The following is a 14,120-nucleotide window of genomic DNA, read 5'->3' as shown; positions in this document are numbered from 1 at the left end:
TTAGATTATCTATAAAAAAGATATATAAGAAATCTATATAATAGATTTGCGAATCATACTTATGATATAGATAAAAAACGCCTATCTTGCATGCTGTGATCAGATCAAGTCTGTACCAGCTTTAAGATAGGCGTTATTTTTATACTATTTTCTTTTGATATAACACTTTTATGTTATATATTCTTTGTTTTATTTATATGTTTTTGATCAAGTGCCGTTTTTGTTAGTTTGCACGGCGCTTTTTGCTTACAAATACCAGTAAGCTGATTGCAGCTGATGCAGCTAAGATGATGATAATATTCTTTGTTATATTAAAATCATCACCTGTATTATGATTTCTTGACTCGCCAAGAACACTGCTTTCATCTGTTACAGCCAGACGTGTCTCACCAAGTACTTCAGGCTCTTCCACTTCAGTTCCTTCATCAGTCATAGCAATAGGAGGTGCGCCAACCTGGGTAGGTGTCTGAGAAGGTGTTTCTGATGGAGTTGATGGTGTAGATGGAGTCTGAGGATCCTCAGGTGTTACAGGAGGATCTGAAGGTGGTGTAACAGGTACGTCAGGAGTCTTGTATGTATTAGTAAACGCAACAGCTGAAGATGTTGTCATCTGAAGTGAAAGCTCTCCATCTGTATTGGCTGTAACTGTTACAGTAACATTTATCTGTGATGCATCGTAAGTCACATCATTATAAGTGTAGGATCCATCTTCATTTAAAACAGCCCCTTCAGGGATCTGTTCTTTAACCACATAATAATGATCGCCTGCTTCTTTGTATTCGATCTCATCAAATGCAAAGCTTCCATCTGCCTTATTAACTGCAGTATATAAAGGAGCATCTGTATCTGATACTACAAAGTCAGAACCTGTTTCGTAAAGAAGGAATGTAAACTCGCCTTCTGCAAGATCGCGACCTGTAAGTTTCTTATCTCCTGTGATAGTTGTCTTTACAGGAACTATCTCTTTTTGAGTTTCTACATATGTGTTAGCGAAAATAGCTACAAGATCAAAATTAAATACTGATGTGTAATTTGAAAGATACTTACCACGCTCAAAGTAGAAGATCTTGATCTCGTGAATCTTTCCATCTTTCCAGCCACCCGGGAATACTTCGCTAAGGTTACTGATGTATGAATTGGAAGGAGCATCGCCGCCTGCTGATGGATTGAAATATGTTATAGCTCCTGTATTGAAGTTAACCTGAGCTCCATAAGCATCATGGATACCACCAAGGTCGATTACAAGCTTACCATCAACATATACCCATACATCATCATCGCCCGAGAATGTATATGTCATATCCTTGCCATTAGCAATACCATCTTCAGGGATCGTAAATGCTGTCTGTGTCATTACGCCAAACAGATAATCCTTTGCACCAAATGGATAGAAGCTGTTGCTTGAATATAAATATGTTCCGTTACCGTCTGCATGATACAGAACTGCATTTTCATTAGAGCTTACAACACCATTTGTATTAGCATTGAAAAGATATGAAAGGCTTTCGCTGCTACTTGTAGTAGATGAATTAAGATATGGATATCCATCTTCTCCAAGAGTTGTTGCAACTATTCCCTGGTAAACACCCTTCTGTTTTCCAACATAATAGTTGAATGGCTTGAATTTTTTATTACCACCATCAGAGAATTTAAGAGAATGACCATCATTGATAGGTGTTTCATCATAGTCATACATTCTTACACTGATCGGAACAGCATTTGAATTTTTAAAATATGCTGCGTTAGCTTTTAAAACAGTTTCATCTTCTGAATCCATACTTACATATACTCTCAAAGAATAATATGTGCTGTCATATGTTACTCCTGCCTTGCCATCATTGATCTGTGTGATCCTGTAATAATATGTTCCTGGCTCATCGTAGGAAATAACAGGGAATTCTACATTTCCTGATGCATCGTTATAAGCTTTCTTAGAATATCCGCCAGCCAATTCGTTGCCATCGATATCTGTAGCAACCATGAGGAACTCAAACTCTCCACTTACAAGTTCTCTTCCTGCCAGTGACATGTGAACTGTTGGTATAAACTCAGCAGCCTTATATTCAGATTCTGCCTCTTCAAAATTTGCGACAAATGTCACCTGCTCTGTTCCTTCAGGAAGGGCCTTTAAATCTTCAATAGAAGGCAGTAGTGTCTCGCTTGTAGATACAATGCTGTCATCAAGTTCAAGAGTCCAGTTAACGAACTCATAATCTTCTAAAGAAGCTGCTGTTGCTCCAACTATATCAACATCTTCGTCTACAGATTCTTCAGGCTGTGCTTCATCTTCCTGAGTATCATCACCAGAAAGAGACTCTTCGTCTGCCTGCTCATCAGCAGCTAATTCTTCATCTTCAGGTAAAATTACTACTTCTGTTAATACATTCTCTCCGGCAGGAAGGTTTTCAAGCGTTCCGCCTTCACCGGCCATATAGAAGATCGTAATTGTATCTGCTTCTGATTCTTCAGCGTCATCTTCCGAAGGATCAGTTACATTTTCTTCATCATCTGTTTCTTCAGTATCAAGCTCATCTTCAACGTCAGTATCATCTTCTGTTTCAGAAATATCTGCGTCATCAGTTTCGCCTTCATCTATACCGCCATCGTCGGTATCATTGTTTTCATCATTGCCTTCTTCGTTGCCATTGTTGTCATCCCCCAAGTTGTCATTACCATGTTCGTCATTACTCGCAATGTCATCACCATTGTTGTCGCTATCCGTATCATTTTCTCCATTTTCATCAATGGCTTCAGCAACCTGCTGATCTTCTCCCATCTCTGCATAAGTGGTAATCCCGGTTCTTCCCATTATCTGGAAAAGAACAGTAGCCGCTATTGCACCTGAGCATAAATGTTTTACGAGTCGACTTTTCATACAATTCCCCTCCGTACCCTTTTTCTTAAAAAACCGTAACACAAATAAGAACTTCTATTCAGAAATTCAATTTTCCCTGCGCCAGGGTCTTTTATTTTTTTGTTTAGTGGGTATTCCCTTCAGATTTTAATCACAAAATCCTATAAGTAACAATCACATTTTAAATATAGCATAATTGCTGCAAAAATCAAATGACATTGCTCGAAATATAGCTAATTTGTCATAAAAAATAAAACAAGTGACACCCAGAAACAGTATTTGTGCTACATTCAGAAGCTCGTGATTGTTCAAAACCACTAATAGTCTGTATCTTGGCGATTATGCATTTTTTATCATTTGAATTTAACTTATATTGCGTATAAATCGTTTTTTAAAAAACACAAAAAATGAGTCTACGACTGCAGCGTAGACTCTCTAACAAAAATCAAATATTTTCAGGTGAACTTTTTGAATAAATTATCACTTTATCGTGCCCAGTCAGGAATTTCAATCCTTGAACAGGATCTTTTGCAAGGCATCAAGGAGTTTTTGGTTGTCTTCTTCTCTTCTGACACATATGCGGTAGAATCCTGTATGAGGAAGTCCCGGATAATTGTTACACTCTCTAATTAGTATCCCTTCTTCAAGCAAAGCATCCTTAAGGTTAATCTGATGAGAACTTCTGAACATGAGGAAATTGGCCTTTCCGGGAACCACATCCATACCAAGGAAAAGGAGCTGCTGCATCAGCTTTTCTTTCTGCTCCATGATATATGGCAAAGACTTTTCAAGATACTCCTCATCTTCCAAAGCTGCGATTCCTGCTGCCTGAGAAAGCGTTCCCACATTCCATTCCGGAAGAAGTTTAAGGGTCTGGGAGCCCCAAAGTCTTGCTCCGCTTATGGCGTAGCCAAGTCTTATACCGGGCATGGCATAGAGCTTGGTAAAAGCCCTTATGATCATCATATTAGGGAATTCATTCAAAAACCTTACAGCACTTCTTCCTGCAAAGTCAGAGCAAAAGGGCAGGAAGCATTCGTCTATTATTATCCTTGCCTTAACTTCTCTTGCGGCTACAAGTATTTTTTTTAGTATATCTTCTCTAATGCAGGAACCAACAGGATTAGAAGGATTACACAATATCACCATGTCAGGTCTTTCATTCTGGATCTGATCTGCCATCTTCTCAGTAGGCATAAAATAGATTCCTTCTCTGTCACTTCGAAGCTTGACTCCGGGCATTACTGACATGCAGTCACCTCTATAGATACGGCAATCTGCCGCTTCCAGCGACCTTTCATATCCATAAAAACCGGGAGACTGGATAATAGCCGTACGCGGCCATGAAGCCTGGATCACAGCGTTAATAACTTCAGACGCCCCGTTACCGCATATTATCTGCTCGGGAAGGAGCTTTGCACCAGTGCGAGCTTCTTCCCATGCAGTTATGGCATTTCTAAGATCTGTACATTCAGGATCCGGATAGTTTTGAGCTATGTCCAGATTATCTGTAATAACTTTTCTGACACTGTCCGGCATTCCAAATGCATTAAGATTTACTGAGAAATCCAGCTTTATGTCATTGTTGTATATATCTCCACCATGTTCGTAAATCATCTATGTCCTCATTTCATATAATAACTAATCAGATACAAGGAAGTATCTAGTATAGTTTTAGAAATATGTGAATACATTTCTAAGCCGGGAATACAAGGTATATCTAACTTATAATGTTTAAAATCAATTATTATATACTATATATACTAATAATCGAATTATTAATCCAATCAGAATCATCAATACAGTTGAAGCATACATTAGTTTGCAGGCACGTGGAATATCTTCTTTTTCAACAGGGCGTATAGGATCTCCTATCGTTTCTTTATGCTTTATATGTCCAAAGTATGAGGCATCACCCGCAAGCTGTATGTTAAGAGCCCCTGCACATGCGCTTTCTGTCTGGGCAGAATTGGGGCTTTCGTGCTTAAATCTGTCCCTTTTCCAGATCCTGAAGGCATTTTTATGATCCATTTTGAGTATGGCAGCTGCCGCACATATAAGAAGTGCGGAAAGCCTTGAAGGAATAAAATTCCAGTAATCATCCTGAATTGCTGAACCGCTTCCGAAATGCATGTACTTTTCGTTTTTGTATCCAAGCATTGAGTCAAGGGTATTTACAGCTTTATACATTACTGCAAGTGCGCCTCCGCCTATGAACATATAAAAAAGCGGAGCTATTATTCCATCTGATGTATTCTCGGCAACTGTTTCTACTGCTGCCTTGGTTACGCCTGTTTCGTCAAGAGCCTGTGTATCTCTTCCGACTATAAGTGATACTGCACGTCTGCCATTTTCCAGCTTTTTTTGACTGGCTGTTTTTTCTTTTGCTGTATCATTATCGTCTTCTGCTACTTTTATATCATCCAAAGCAGCATCTATAGTGATCTTACCGCCATTTTCAAAATCGGGCAGTGTTATCTTTTCTCCTTTGAGTGCTTTATAGACACGCATGCTTTCGTATGCAAGGTCCCTTGCAGCAACCGCCTGCCAGCAAAGAAAGCTTTCGATAAGCACATAAGCTACAGGGTGAATCTTAAATGCTATAACAAGTATTATTCCGATCAGCACGATCGTTATAGAGGGAACGAGGAAGGCAATAAGACTTCCGCTTTTTTCTTTTTGCTCATCACTATCTGTATTCTTATACAATCTTTTTTCCAAAAAAGATATAAGCTTACCGATCATGATTACTACATGTGGAAAGCCGATCGGATCTCCTATCAGAAGGTCAAGCAGCATTCCAATTAGTATGCATATTGAATTGAGAAGTATAAAAGATGATATATCCATTTAGAATTCCTATTGTTTACAAAATCTGTTTATTTAAGGCTTCGCGAATACCTTACTGATACCATAAGCTTCAGCCTTTTATTTTCTGACCTATTCCACATATGATCCTTGTGACTTTGTCAGCTTTGGAAGCTGCTATGCACATGCATCTTCCTACAGCTTCGCGGTACATTCTGTCTTCTTTGGAAATGGGAATAACACCGCAGCCAACCTCGTCGCACACTATGATCAGATCCTTATTCAGGTCCAAAAGACGTTTTAATTCATCTTCAGGGGTCACACCATCCAAAAGCTCTTTTCTAATAACTTCGTGGTAGTTACATACTGCTTCAAAATCTGCAATCGTTCTGTAATCACAGTCTTTTTCAACGCAGTCTTTACCGTCAAACCACTTTAAATTTTTATCTGAATATTCGTTATCTACATATGCTTTTTTGCCCTGAAAGGCGCCGCCTACATATAATTCCATGAACTCTTCCTTCCAAAATGAGAGATGATTTCAAAGCTTAGACCATCCTGTTCTCATCTAAGATATTTTATTCTGTTCCCTTTACGATCAAGGGTATACCGCATACAAGCTCAACCACCTTATCCGCCATCCCGGCAATAGCCTGATTTATCCTTCCAAACTCTCGAAGATAGGTAGTCGTATATTCATCATAGGTTATACCATCTGAAAATACTTCATTAGTTACTATGACTGTATGCTCACATACTGATACTAACTTTTTTATATCATCAATAATCTTATCCGAAACATCAGGAATAAAATCGGTCCCCTGAAACATCTCACCTGCAAGAAGATTAGGGATATCTTCTACAAGTAAAACTGCTTTATTATCACTTTCTTTATAACTTTCAATGTCGATCGTTCCTACATCGCAGCTTTTCTCGATCGTAATATACTCCATATCCTTTCTTCTAAGGATATGCTTTTCTATACGTTTAAGGCTTTCGTCATCTCTGGCACTCATAGTTGCAAGGTATAACCTTGTATAGCCTCCTGATTCGCCGAAAGGACTAAGTTTTAGTACAAGATCTTCTGCGTATTCAGATTTGCCGTTGTCATTGCCGCCCGTAATGAGAGCTACCATTTCATTTCCTCATGAATGTCTTAACATTATGTTTTATTATCAATTTCTCTATTTCCAAATACAATATTCGAAAACAGTTTCTATTATCTCAAAATCTGTGATACTGCCCAACAGAAATATCATCAAAAGTTGTATTACCATTATATACTGCAAGCACCTGATCAAGAAGCGGGAACAGCATAACAGCGCCTGTCCCTTCGCCAAGGGCAAGGTCTGCGCAGATCACAGGATCTAGAGCCAGCTTCTTAAGTATCTCTTTCATCGCAGGTTCTTTTCCTATATGGCTTGGGATCATAAAGTCACGTACTCCCGGAAAAAGACATTCAGCCACAAGTGCAGCTGTTGCAGAAATAAGACCATCTATTACTACCGGCACCCTATATATGGCTCCGCCAAGGAATATTCCTGCCATTCCGGCTATGTCGTAGCCGCCGAATGTGGCCAGAGCTTTGAAAGGAGCATCAGATTCACCTTTATACTTATCTATAGCTGCATTAATAATTTCTATCTTGTGAACAAGGCCTGCATTATCAAGGCCCGCACCTCTTCCTGCAGTCTCTTCTGCCCTTTTTCCAAGGAGCATTGCTGCTACAGCGCTTGAAGTTGTGGTATTTCCAATGCCCATCTCGCCTGTTGCTATGAGCTTTGTGCCTTTACTTACTTCTTCTTTGACCAAAAGGCGGCCTATATTAATGGCATGTATGACTTCTGTATCTGTCATTGCAGGCTCTTTCATGAAGTTCCTGGAGCCGCGCCTTGAATACGTTAAAATAAGTTTATCATCTATATCCTTTGAAAAAACTTCTTCTGTAAGATCGTCAGCCATAACCTTAGACACCACGCCGTCAGGTGTTTCATCGCAGGCAATTCCCATATCAACAGGTGTAACGCTTGCCCCTACAGCCCCTGCCATGCGGCATACACTTGAATTTCCTTTAGAAAGGCTTATGGCAACAGCCTTTGTAACATCCTGCCCGGACTGGCTTATTCCCTCTTCCACTATGCCGTTGTCACTGCAAAGAACAAGAACCTTTTTTGATGAAAGGTCAATCCTTGGACTTCCGGTTATTCCGGCTACTTTCACAAGGATATGTTCAAATTTGCCAAGGCCGTCCAGGGGTTTTGCTATGGCATCAAGGTGTTTCCTTGCTTCGTCCATAGCTTTAGCGTCTGGTTTTGACATCATATTATTCATTTTTTCAAGAAAATCATTTAGATCTTTCTTTGAAAATTCTTTATCCATATCCGGTATACGATCCTTATCTTTTATTATCTTCCGGCTCCTGATCATGACCGGATAGTCAGGATTCTTCTAAACTAAAGCAATCCTTACGCCATATTATTATAATACAATTCCAAACTTCATATATCCGATTATTATTTTCCTAAAATATGCCGATATATATCAGCGAAGCGCTTTATTGCTTAGAAACGGTGTCTGAAAAAATGATTAGAAAATTGAAAGATAATCTAAAAAACAGACAGGTTTCCATCACCACCAGAATTACTTCGGTAACTCTGGTATTTGTCGTGCTTATTACTATTATCGCATCTTCTTTTTCTTACTGGAAAATAAGTTCCCTTATCGATAGCAATATAGCAGAAAACATGAATCTTATCGCTGAAAATCAGGGACTTAGAATAAACCAGATCATGTTTCATGCTGAAAATGTTGCTACATATATCTCTTCTTATATCCAGGATCAGATAACAGGTTCTGACGATCTTAAAGATGATGCTATTAGAGAATATATAATAGATAGCTCCGAGGCGGCTTTTGTTGCTCCTGTTCAAGGCATAGAATATGCACTTTCCTGCTATCTGTTTTTTGGACCTGACTATCTTGAGGGCAAAGAAGATGGATTTTTATATTTTAGAAATGAGAATGAAGATCTGAAAAAAGTCCCTCTTACAGATATATTACTCTATGAACCTGATGATATCGAGCATGTAGGCTGGTATTATATTCCAAAAGAAGCCGGGGAAGCCGTGTGGATTCCTCCATATTACAACCAGAATCTTGGTACTCTCATGATCTCTTATGTAGTACCTGTAATTTATAATAATGAGTTTATCTGCATTGTTGGTATTGATATCGACTTTAATTCCATACTAAATGATGTGGATGAGATCACTACTGCTATAGGAGGATCAGCTTATCTTTCAAGTGATGATTGGAAGAGTCATTATCATGCTGTTGCAGAAAATGATTCCTATTACATAGAGACTCTTCCAGCAAACGTTCATCCTACTTTTGATATGCGTTTATATGATTCAAGTACTCATGCAATCAGGACACATAGTCTGGATAACAACGAAGAATTCATGTCTTTTGTTACGCTGCGAAATGGTATGAAGCTCGTAGTATATGTGGATTCTGATGATGCATATTCCGACAGGTATGATACTTTAGCCTTTCTTCTAGTCCTTTCCTGTGTTATTGGTATAGTTTTTATAGCATTTTCTATCGTAACTGCCCGCTTCCTTTCAAGACCTATCAAGGTGCTCACTTCTGCTGCCAAAAAGATAGGTAGTGGCGATTTTAATATCACTCTTCCTGACAGTAATATAAAAGAGATAGAGATCTTGTCAAATACTTTGCGCCTATCAGCAGATAACCTGAGTAAGTTTACTAAGAACATGGAAGATCTTATCTATAAAGATGATCTAACTCATGTTAAGAATAAGGCTGCATATACGCTTGCCGTTGATACCATCCAGCACAAAATAGAAACAGAGCCGGAGTTCCAATTTGGTGTTGCAATGTTCGACCTTAACTTCTTAAAGAGCATAAACGATAAATATGGTCATGAAGCTGGTGATATAGCCATAAAGACTTGTTGTAAGATAATATGTGAAGTCTTTGAACACAGCCCTGTTTTCCGTATCGGCGGCGATGAGTTCGTGGCAATACTTACGGGCAAGGACTATGAAAATAGGGCTGAGCTTGAAAAGGAGCTCAGTGAAAGCATACAGCACAATAAGCAGTCAGCTACACATATCTATGAAGCGGTCTCCATAGCTTATGGTATCGCTGTTTATAACCCTGAAAAAGATCCGCATTATATCAATGTATTCTCACGCGCCGACAACGAAATGTACAACTGCAAAAAGAAAGATCATGAGGAAGTCGGCACTACTCCGCGATGAATAGAAAGGCAATAAGAGCGTGTAATTGCATTTATATTTTATCACTTTTTCATTATTTCAGATTGGTTCATATGGATACCCTTTAAAATTCAGCTTCTTCAATCGCCTTGGCAAATTCTTCCAGACCTTTTTTATCTTCCTCTGTGAATCTTCCAAGTGAGGGACTGTCGATATCCATTACTGCAACAATCTTGCCATTTGAATGAATAGGAACTACGATTTCTGAATTAGATGCACTATCGCAGGCAATATGTCCGGGGAACTTGTGTACGTCTTCTATAAGCTGTGTTGTATCAGTTGCATAGGCAGTTCCGCATACGCCCTTGCCTGACTGTATTCTAATGCAGGCAACATGTCCCTGGAAAGGCCCAAGAAGAAGGCTTCCGTTATCTACAATATAAAAACCTGCCCAATTAATGTCTTCAAGTGTATCATTAAGGATTGCTGATGCATTAGAAAGAACCGGCAAAAAGTTCTTCTCATCCTCCATAAGGCTTCTTAATTGAGCTGTCATAAGTTTATAATCTGTCTTCATTAAATTATCCTCCAAGGATTTCTTACGAATTATTTCTGTAGAAAAATATACCATGTTTCCATGGTATAAAGGTAGTATTCTCGGCATGCAAAATTATTAAAAAATTATAACTTTTTATTTGCATGTGCCATCACTTATTTTTCTGTAAAACCCTCCCATTTTGTGCTAACATCAATATATGATGACGTAAGGGTCAAAAGGAACTTTTGACACCTACCTCATATGATTCTATCGTTATATGTTTAGCGAATCTAAAAGATCTATATACTTTCATATATCATTAATAGGGGGCATTCAAAATGATCAAAGACAGTAAAATTCTCGTTGGTAAAACAGCTAATGGCGAAGATATCTTCCTTCTTCCAAGCAAAGCTAACCGCCACGGTCTTATAGCAGGTGCAACGGGAAGTGGTAAGACAGTCTCTTTGAAGGTTCTTGCAGAATCTTTTTCTGACCTGGGAGTACCTGTATTTCTTGCAGATGTTAAGGGTGATCTTGCAGGAATGATCAAGGAAGGCTCTGGTATGGAAGAAAGAGCTTCCAAGCTTGGAATCAATATGGAGGGCTATAGCTATCAGAAGTATCCTGCAATATTCTGGGATATATATGGAAAAAATGGTATTCCGCTCAGGACTACTATCTCTGAGATGGGACCGCTTCTTCTTTCACGTATTCTGGATCTTAATGACCTTCAGAGCGACATTCTTACAATAGCATTCAAGATTGCAGATGATAACGACCTGCTTCTTGTAGATACTAAAGACCTTAAAGCGCTTCTTAACTACATTTCTGATAATAATAAAGAGTTTGCAGCCCAGTATGGCAAGATGTCTCCTCAGTCAATAGGGGCAATCCAGCGTGCTGTTGTAGCTCTTGAGATGGCAGGTGGCGAGACATTCTTTGGTGAGACAGCTCTTAATATTCTGGATTTCTTCTCAGTAAGTCCTGAAGGCAAGGGCAATATTCACATTTTGGATTCAAGAAGCCTTATGCAGAATGGAACTCTTTATTCTATGTTCCTTCTGTGGCTGTTATCAGAGCTCTTCGAGAATCTCCCTGAAGTTGGAGATCTTGATAAGCCTAAGTTCGTATTCTTCTTTGATGAAGCTCATCTTCTTTTTGATGGCACTTCAAAGGCGCTTCTTGATAAGATCGAGCAGGTAGTTAAGCTTATCCGTTCCAAGGGTGTTGGTATCTACTTCGTAACACAGAACCCTCGAGATGTTCCGGACGGCGTTCTGGCTCAGCTTGGTAATAAGATTCAGCATGCTCTACATGCATACTCTCCTGCAGAGCAGAAGGCTGTAAAGGCTGCTGCCGATTCATTCAGAGCTAATCCTGAATTCTCAACCTATGATGCCATCATGCAGCTTGGAACTGGCGAAGCTGTTGTGTCTATGCTTCAGGAGGACGGAACTCCTTCAATTGCTAACATCGCAACTATCCTTCCTCCAAGAAGTGCTCTTGGTAGCATCGATGATATGGAAAGAGATAATGCTATAAAGGGTGCTATACTGTATACCAAATATGAAAAAGCATACGATCCAGATTCTGCTTATGAATTCCTTGAAAGAAAAGGTCTTGAAGAGCAGGCTGCCAAAGAAAAAGCTGCTGCCGATGCTCAGGCTGCCAAGGATAAGGCTAAGGCTGACGCCCTTGCTGCAAAAGAAAAAGAGAAGGCTGAAAAGGCTGCTGAAGCTCAGAAAAAGAGAGTTGCTAAATCTGTAGGTAATTCAGTTGCAGGAACTGTTGGACGTGAAGTTGGTAAGACAGTTGGCGGATCTTTTGGTAAGTTTGGTAAGACACTTGGCGGTAACGTTGGTGCAAGCCTTGGACGTGGAATCCTCAGCACACTGTTTAAATTGTAATGATAGAAAGCTGCTACATTCAATTGTGTAGCAGCTTTTTTAATACATCAATCCAAGATTATCTACTAAGTACATAGAAATGCATCCATGCATTTCTGAACATGTACGAACTACTTCCTGTAGTTCCACCAAAAAGAGAGTAGGCCTTACGGTCTACTCCCCAAATACTTATCTTCAATATTCTTAGTCTACTTCAGCTTCTTCTTTAACTTCATCAGTCTCATGATATTCCTGCTCTGTATTTACAGACCAGATCTTATCTTTGTTCTTCTCGCCGGTTACGATGCACTTAACTGCTTCGAAAGATGTAACCATAGAGTGGTCGATGTTGTTGTATCTGTGCTGACCATTTCTACCTACGCAGTAGAGGTTGTCAATTGTCTTAAGGTAATCAACAAGTGTATCGATCTCATCATATGTATCGAAGTAAGCAGGGTATGCCTTCTTAACTTTTTCCATATGATAATCAAGAACTTCATCAGCGCTGTCGATAAGTCCGATCTTAACCATCTCTTCGATACCAAGCTTTGCAAACTCATCTTCAGTCATTGTCCAGTACTCATCACCTTCGTTAACAAAGTACTCAAGACCTACCCAAACAGTATGCTCGAGATCCTTGATCATATATGGTGACCAGTTATTGTAGATCTGGAAACGTCCAAGCTTAACCTTACGATCCTGTACATATACCCAGCAGTCAGGAACGATATTCTGAATAGTCTTGATATCTGTAAGGTTCTTGAGTTTAAGCTTTGGTACAAGTACACCAAGTGTCATGTAGTCACGATATGGAAGTCCCTTAGCGATTCTTGCTTCGTTCTCAGGTACGTCGTCATACCGCCTACAAGGTCTCTAAGTGGCATTGAAGAGATGAAGTAGTCACCATTAACTTCATGCTCAGAGCCGTCCTTAGTATCAACATATGTAAGTGATGTAAGAACTCCGTTTTCATCCTTGTGAACTTTAGTAACCTTAGCGTTCTTGATGATCTTACCGCCGAGCTTTTCTACTTCATCAGCAGTAACATCCCAGAGCTGTCCGGGACCAAGTTTAGGATATTTGAACTCTTCAATAAGAGAAGTGTTGACCTTACGGTTCTTAACCTTAAATACACGGCCAAGGTAATCCTTGATGATTCCAAAGATTGAAAGACCCTTTGTACGCTGCTTGCCCCAGGAAGCATCAATTTCAGAAGGATGTCTTCCCCAGAGGTTCTCTGTGTAGTACTCAAAGAACATGCTGTAGAGCTTACGTCCGAATGAATTGATATAAAGGTTCTCAAGATTATCTTCAGGGAGCTTGTGGAATACAGATCCCAGATAAGAGAATCCAACCTTAAGTGTTGTAAGAAGACCGAAGTTCTTAAAGGTTTCAGGCTTTAAGGAAATCGGATAATCATAGAATTTATCATCAAAAAGGATACGTGATACGCGGTGACGTGTAAGCATTACGCGGTCCTCTTTTTCAGGATCGGGGCCACCCTCGTGAACAGGCATCTCTCTGTTCAGAACGATATCATCGTATGACTTATGTCCCTGCATAGGAAGCATCTGATCCCACCATGCATTGACTTCAGGTATCTTGGAAAAGAAGCGGTGTCCGCCCATATCCATGCGGTTTCCTTTATAATTTACCGTCTTGGAGATACCGCCGAACTGCTCAGTTTCTTCAAATACGACTACTTCTATTTCCTGACCTTTTTTTAATAATTCATATGCTGCGGTAAGACCTGCTGGTCCCGCACCAATCACAAGCGCTTTCTTACTCAT

Annotated in this window: 11 protein-coding genes; 2 read left to right on the top strand and 9 right to left on the bottom strand. The window is 39.6% G+C overall.

Annotated features, from left to right (window positions below; genetic code table 11):
* Positions 1-223 precede the first annotated feature (223 nt).
* The 6 genes from WAA20_RS04595 to WAA20_RS04570 form a co-directional block, all read right to left on the bottom strand.
* Positions 224-2,875, bottom strand: a complete 2,652-nt coding sequence (locus tag WAA20_RS04595) for an FctA domain-containing protein (RefSeq protein WP_073387383.1) — start codon at positions 2,873-2,875, stop codon at positions 224-226.
* Positions 2,876-3,361: 486 nt separating this feature from the next.
* Positions 3,362-4,471: a histidinol-phosphate transaminase gene (locus WAA20_RS04590; protein ID WP_073387385.1), complete on the bottom strand. Its 1,110-nt coding sequence runs from the start codon at positions 4,469-4,471 to the stop codon at positions 3,362-3,364.
* 123 nt (positions 4,472-4,594) lie between these two features.
* Positions 4,595-5,704, bottom strand: a complete 1,110-nt coding sequence (gene cbiB, locus WAA20_RS04585) for an adenosylcobinamide-phosphate synthase CbiB (protein WP_073387386.1) — start codon at positions 5,702-5,704, stop codon at positions 4,595-4,597.
* A gap of 70 nt (positions 5,705-5,774) precedes the next feature.
* Positions 5,775-6,173 (bottom strand): bifunctional adenosylcobinamide kinase/adenosylcobinamide-phosphate guanylyltransferase, encoded by a 399-nt coding sequence (locus WAA20_RS04580; protein WP_073387388.1) that lies wholly within the window; start codon positions 6,171-6,173, stop codon positions 5,775-5,777.
* A 67-nt stretch (positions 6,174-6,240) separates the two neighbouring features.
* Positions 6,241-6,798, bottom strand: coding sequence for a bifunctional adenosylcobinamide kinase/adenosylcobinamide-phosphate guanylyltransferase (locus WAA20_RS04575; RefSeq protein WP_073387390.1), 558 nt, complete (start codon positions 6,796-6,798; stop codon positions 6,241-6,243).
* An 88-nt stretch (positions 6,799-6,886) separates the two neighbouring features.
* Complete coding sequence (locus WAA20_RS04570) at positions 6,887-8,089, bottom strand: nicotinate-nucleotide--dimethylbenzimidazole phosphoribosyltransferase (protein ID WP_338802298.1); 1,203 nt, start codon at positions 8,087-8,089, stop codon at positions 6,887-6,889.
* 167 nt (positions 8,090-8,256) lie between these two features.
* Between WAA20_RS04570 and WAA20_RS04565 the strand changes: the two genes are divergently transcribed.
* Positions 8,257-9,948: a diguanylate cyclase gene (locus tag WAA20_RS04565; RefSeq protein ID WP_338802297.1), complete on the top strand. Its 1,692-nt coding sequence runs from the start codon at positions 8,257-8,259 to the stop codon at positions 9,946-9,948.
* A gap of 82 nt (positions 9,949-10,030) precedes the next feature.
* Here WAA20_RS04565 and WAA20_RS04560 read toward each other — a convergent pair whose 3' ends face one another.
* Positions 10,031-10,483 (bottom strand): GAF domain-containing protein, encoded by a 453-nt coding sequence (locus WAA20_RS04560; protein ID WP_073387393.1) that lies wholly within the window; start codon positions 10,481-10,483, stop codon positions 10,031-10,033.
* A gap of 299 nt (positions 10,484-10,782) precedes the next feature.
* Between WAA20_RS04560 and WAA20_RS04555 the strand changes: the two genes are divergently transcribed.
* The gene (locus tag WAA20_RS04555) at positions 10,783-12,351 is read left to right on the top strand and encodes a helicase HerA-like domain-containing protein (protein ID WP_073387394.1); all 1,569 of its coding nucleotides are present in this window, start codon (positions 10,783-10,785) and stop codon (positions 12,349-12,351) included.
* Positions 12,352-12,534: 183 nt separating this feature from the next.
* Here WAA20_RS04555 and WAA20_RS21035 read toward each other — a convergent pair whose 3' ends face one another.
* A complete protein-coding gene (locus WAA20_RS21035) occupies positions 12,535-13,128 on the bottom strand; it encodes a hypothetical protein (protein WP_330393625.1) in 594 nt (197 codons plus the stop codon).
* Complete coding sequence (locus WAA20_RS21030) at positions 13,125-14,120, bottom strand: FAD-dependent oxidoreductase (RefSeq protein WP_330393626.1); 996 nt, start codon at positions 14,118-14,120, stop codon at positions 13,125-13,127. The genes WAA20_RS21035 and WAA20_RS21030 overlap by 4 nt, the downstream gene beginning before the upstream one ends.

It is taken from the genome of Butyrivibrio fibrisolvens (assembly GCF_037113525.1).
Lineage (GTDB): Bacteria > Bacillota > Clostridia > Lachnospirales > Lachnospiraceae > Butyrivibrio > Butyrivibrio fibrisolvens.
Note: the sequence above shows the minus strand (reverse complement) of the source record. Positions and strands in the feature narration are given on the sequence as shown.

What these genes read in the sequence shown, in the direction of transcription:
- WAA20_RS04595 (WP_073387383.1), bottom strand. Translation starts at nt 2,875, where the DNA reads ATGAAAAGTCGACTCGTAAAACATTTATGCTCAGGTGCAATAGCGGCT.
- WAA20_RS04590 (WP_073387385.1), bottom strand. Translation starts at nt 4,471, where the DNA reads ATGATTTACGAACATGGTGGAGATATATACAACAATGACATAAAGCTG.
- cbiB (WP_073387386.1), bottom strand. Translation starts at nt 5,704, where the DNA reads ATGGATATATCATCTTTTATACTTCTCAATTCAATATGCATACTAATT.
- WAA20_RS04580 (WP_073387388.1), bottom strand. Translation starts at nt 6,173, where the DNA reads ATGGAATTATATGTAGGCGGCGCCTTTCAGGGCAAAAAAGCATATGTA.
- WAA20_RS04575 (WP_073387390.1), bottom strand. Translation starts at nt 6,798, where the DNA reads ATGGTAGCTCTCATTACGGGCGGCAATGACAACGGCAAATCTGAATAC.
- WAA20_RS04570 (WP_338802298.1), bottom strand. Translation starts at nt 8,089, where the DNA reads ATGATCAGGAGCCGGAAGATAATAAAAGATAAGGATCGTATACCGGAT.
- WAA20_RS04560 (WP_073387393.1), bottom strand. Translation starts at nt 10,483, where the DNA reads ATGAAGACAGATTATAAACTTATGACAGCTCAATTAAGAAGCCTTATG.
- WAA20_RS04555 (WP_073387394.1), top strand. Translation starts at nt 10,783, where the DNA reads ATGATCAAAGACAGTAAAATTCTCGTTGGTAAAACAGCTAATGGCGAA.
- WAA20_RS21035 (WP_330393625.1), bottom strand. Translation starts at nt 13,128, where the DNA reads ATGACACTTGGTGTACTTGTACCAAAGCTTAAACTCAAGAACCTTACA.
- WAA20_RS21030 (WP_330393626.1), bottom strand. Translation starts at nt 14,120, where the DNA reads ATGAGTAAGAAAGCGCTTGTGATTGGTGCGGGACCAGCAGGTCTTACC.